This window comes from Mesorhizobium sp. M8A.F.Ca.ET.021.01.1.1 (assembly GCF_003998025.1).
Taxonomy (GTDB): domain Bacteria; phylum Pseudomonadota; class Alphaproteobacteria; order Rhizobiales; family Rhizobiaceae; genus Mesorhizobium.
Genome location: NZ_RZSJ01000588.1, coordinates 1 through 3768, shown reverse-complemented (window position 1 = coordinate 3768; position 3768 = coordinate 1). Strand labels below are relative to the sequence as shown.

The 3768-nt window shown below is 64.3% G+C and carries 3 protein-coding genes; 2 read left to right on the top strand and 1 reads right to left on the bottom strand.

What is annotated here, in order from left to right; all coding sequences use genetic code 11:
* Positions 1-1595: hypothetical protein (locus EOA36_RS30315; RefSeq protein ID WP_127280621.1), on the bottom strand; the 1595-nt coding region annotated here is incomplete at its 3' end.
* 188 nt (positions 1596-1783) lie between these two features.
* Here EOA36_RS30315 and EOA36_RS30310 point away from each other — a divergent pair.
* Both EOA36_RS30310 and EOA36_RS30305 read left to right on the top strand, forming a co-directional pair.
* A complete protein-coding gene (locus tag EOA36_RS30310; protein WP_127280620.1) occupies positions 1784-2713 on the top strand; it encodes a neutral zinc metallopeptidase in 930 nt (309 codons plus the stop codon).
* 154 nt (positions 2714-2867) lie between these two features.
* On the top strand, positions 2868-3768 hold a 901-nt coding region (locus tag EOA36_RS30305), incomplete at its 3' end, for an MFS transporter (protein WP_145969383.1).

Sequence of the window (3768 nt, the reverse complement as noted above, 5' to 3'; positions counted from 1 at the left end):
CCCCAGGTCGACATCCTGATTTCGCCGAATTCCACGGGGTCGCCGACCGCGGTGCCTTTCTCGCTGACGCAGGTGCCGAAACCAGGATGGATGGCGCTTTCGTGGACCCCGGCGCAGCGCAGGCCGGTGCCGCAGGTCCAGTCCTTGAAGCTTTCATCCTCGCCGCGATAGCAGATCGAGCCCCAGCCATTGTAGAGATCGGTGCCTTTCAGCGCTTCGGCGTATTTCCGGTCCGGACGGGCGGCGAAGCCCCTGGTGAAATCGGGATGGCCGCCGGCGGCGAATTCCTCGACGATGGCGCGGCGGCGCGGCAGGTCGGCGAAGAAGACGGCCGAGCCCGGCACGAAGACGGCATTGCGGCGCGGTTCGCCGGCCGGGTCAGCGCCGGTGTAGTGGAAGCCGGCAATGCCATGCGTCTGGTGGCAGCCGGTGCAGGACATCTCGTTGAGGCGCAGGTTGAAGCCGGCGACCGACTTGATGGTGGCGAGTGTGTTGCCGCTGGCGACATAGTCCTTCAACGCCTTGTCGATGTCGGCGTCGTCGACCAGCCCATACACGATGTTGTTCTGCGAGCGGCTCAACCCGCCGGGTGCCACCGAGACGGCGCTCTTGGCCAGGAATTTCTCGTCGACGACCAGCCGGCCATGGTCGAGATCGTAGATGTTGCGGTCGGTGAGCAGCCATTTGGCGAAGGCTGGCCTGTCGGCCAGCACCGTCGCCCGGTCGATCTCGTTTTCCATCCTGGCTTCATAGAAGCTTGAAATGGCCGGATCCCATTTGAAGATCTTCAACAGGTACTCGGCATGGCCGCCGAAATCGCGCCGCGTCGACGCCGACAGCCTGAGCACCTGCATGTTGAGCTCGAGCCGCATGATCTGCGAGGAATTCAGCATGGCGCCGGACAGCGGGCCTTCGTCGGAGCGCAGCCAGGTGGCCAATTGCTCGGGTGGCAAGTCCTTTCGACCGGCGGCCAGCCAGCGCCGGGCGACGTCCGCGCAGGACGCGTCGGTGGCGCTGGGAAGGTCCTTAGAAGCGCGGCCCTGCGCCTTCCCAGGCTTGGCGTTGAAGACCAGGCTCATGGTCAGCGGCAGGCGCGATGAAATGCGCTGGCCGGGCTTGCCGTTCGCCGGTTTTTCCTGGACCGAATAGTGGAAGCGGTAGATCAGCCGGATCTCGCCGCATTCGGTGTGGCCGAGATAGCCTCGGTCCATGCGGTTGACGACGCCGGTGAGGTCGAGCGTCGAGCCGTCGTCATCGATGTATCTGGGATTGAATTTCTGGCTGGTGTCGTTCGATTTCGCCATGGCCGCGACATAGGGGTCGGGGCTGGTCTTGGGCTCTTCTGATATCTCGCGCTTGACCGTGTCGCGCACCGTGGCCAGCGCCGGCACCGAAAACAGGCCGCGATTGTCGACGTCGCGGGTGAGGCCGAGGGCGGGGCCGAGCAGGCGGCTGATCGACAGGCCGCCACGCTCCAGCGCTTGCAAGGTGGCGGGATCGGTGACCGCGACGCTGGAATCGAGCGTCACCGCGCCGGCATTTGCAAGCCCAAGGCACAGCACCAGCAGCGACAGGAAACCTGCGATCGTCCTCAAGCCTCGAACCCCTCCGATCCCGGCGATGCTACAGGCCTTGCGCGCTCCCGGCCAGTGCGGTGAAACGGCCACCCAGCGCCGCCGCCCTCACGAAAAATGCTGTGACTTGGCGCAACCATTACGATAATTGTTTGTTGGATTGAGCCGGCCTGCCGGAACAACGGGAAAGTTTGCAGCGAGGAGTTGCCATGCTCTGGAGAGGCCGTCGTCAGAGTGACAATATCGAGGACGACCGCAGCGACAGTGGCGGCGGCGGGATCGGTGGCGGCGGCGGTCAGTTCCAACTGCCCATCGGCGGCCGGACGGGTGGCGGCGGCAGTATCATCCTCGTCATCCTTGTCGTCATCGCCGGCTGGTATTTCGGCTTCGATCCCTCGGCGATCCTGGGCGGTGGCGACGGCGGCCTGCTGCCGGGCGGCGGTGGCCAGATCACGGACAACAGCGGCGGTGGTCAGGATAGCAGCGCGGGTAGCCCGGCCAATGACGAGATGAAGCAGTTCGTGGCGACCGTGCTCGCCGAGACCGAGGACACCTGGACGGGCATCTTCAAGTCGCAAGGCCTGACCTATGAGGACCCCAAGCTGGTGCTGTTTTCCGGCCAGGTCCGCTCCGCCTGCGGTTTTGCTTCCGCCGCGGCCGGACCGTTCTATTGTCCTGGAGATCACAAGGTCTATCTCGACATGACCTTCTTCCAGCAGCTCGACCAGCAGTTCGGCGCTTCCGGCGAGTTCGCCCGTGCTTACGTCATCGCGCATGAGGTCGGCCACCACGTACAGAACCTCACCGGCATCATGGGCAAGTTCGACCAGATGCGCCAAGGCATGAGCGAAGTCGATGCCAACCAGCTGTCGGTGCGCATCGAACTGCAGGCCGACTGCTTCGCCGGCGTGTGGGCGCACTACACCGGGCAGAAGGGCATATTGGAGCAGGGCGACTTCGAAAGCGCGCTGAACGCGGCCAAGCAGATCGGCGACGACACGCTGCAGAAGAAGATGCAGGGCTATGTCGTGCCGGAAAGCTTCAACCACGGCACCTCGCAGCAGCGGCAGACCTGGCTGACGCGCGGCTACAAGAGCGGCAAGCTGTCGGACTGCAACACCATGAGCGGGCCGCTCTAAGCAGTCGTTTTCGGAAAAAGACCTGACGGCGAGACGCCGTCAGGGAGTGTCAGGATCAAAGCTTCCTGCCTGTTCCCTCACTGTTCCTTTTTGCTTGCTCGCCTATAAGGTGCGTCCGCCCGCGCCCCAGGACGGCCAGAGGAGCTTGACCATCATGATCGACCCCAAAACCGCCAGGCGGGGCCTCGCGCTCGTCTTCACGACGCTGCTGCTCGACATTATCGGCTTCGGCATGATCATGCCTGTGCTGCCGGCCTTTCTCAGGGAGTTGACCGGCGTCGGCATCAGCGAAGCGGCGATCGAGGGCGGTTGGCTGTTCTTCGTCTATGCGGCCATGCAGTTCTTCTTCGCGCCCATCATGGGCGGCCTGAGCGACCGGTTCGGACGGCGGCCGATCCTGCTCGCCTCGGTGCTGACCTTCTCCATCGACAATCTGATCTGCGCCATTGCCTGGTCCTATCCGATGCTGTTCATCGGACGTGTGCTGGCCGGCATTTCGGGCGCCAGCTATTCGACGACGTCGGCCTTCATCGCCGACATTTCGAACGACGAGAACCGGGCGAAGAATTTCGGCCTGCTCGGCATTGCCTTCGGCGTCGGCTTCGTCATCGGGCCGGTGCTGGGCGGCCTGCTCGGCACGTTCGGCCCGCGCGTGCCGTTCTTTTTCGCCGCCGGGCTCGCCTTCGTGAACTTCCTGATCGCGATGTTCTTCCTGCCCGAGACGCTCGATGAAAAGCACCGCCGCCGCTTCGAGTGGAAACGCGCCAATCCGGTCGGCACGCTCCTGCAGATGCGCCAGTACCAGGGCATAGGCTGGATCGGGCTGGTCTTCTTCCTGATGACGCTCGGCCACATGATGTATCCGGCGGTGTGGTCGTTCGTCTCGAACTACCGCTATGGCTGGAGCGAGCAGCAGATCGGCTTCTCGCTCGGCGCCTTCGGCCTGTGTGGCGCGATCGTCATGGGCACGGTGCTGCCGCGCGTCATCCCCAGGCTCGGCGAGTGGAGAACGGCGGTCATCGGCCTGACGTTCACCGCGGCCAGCGCCTTCGGCT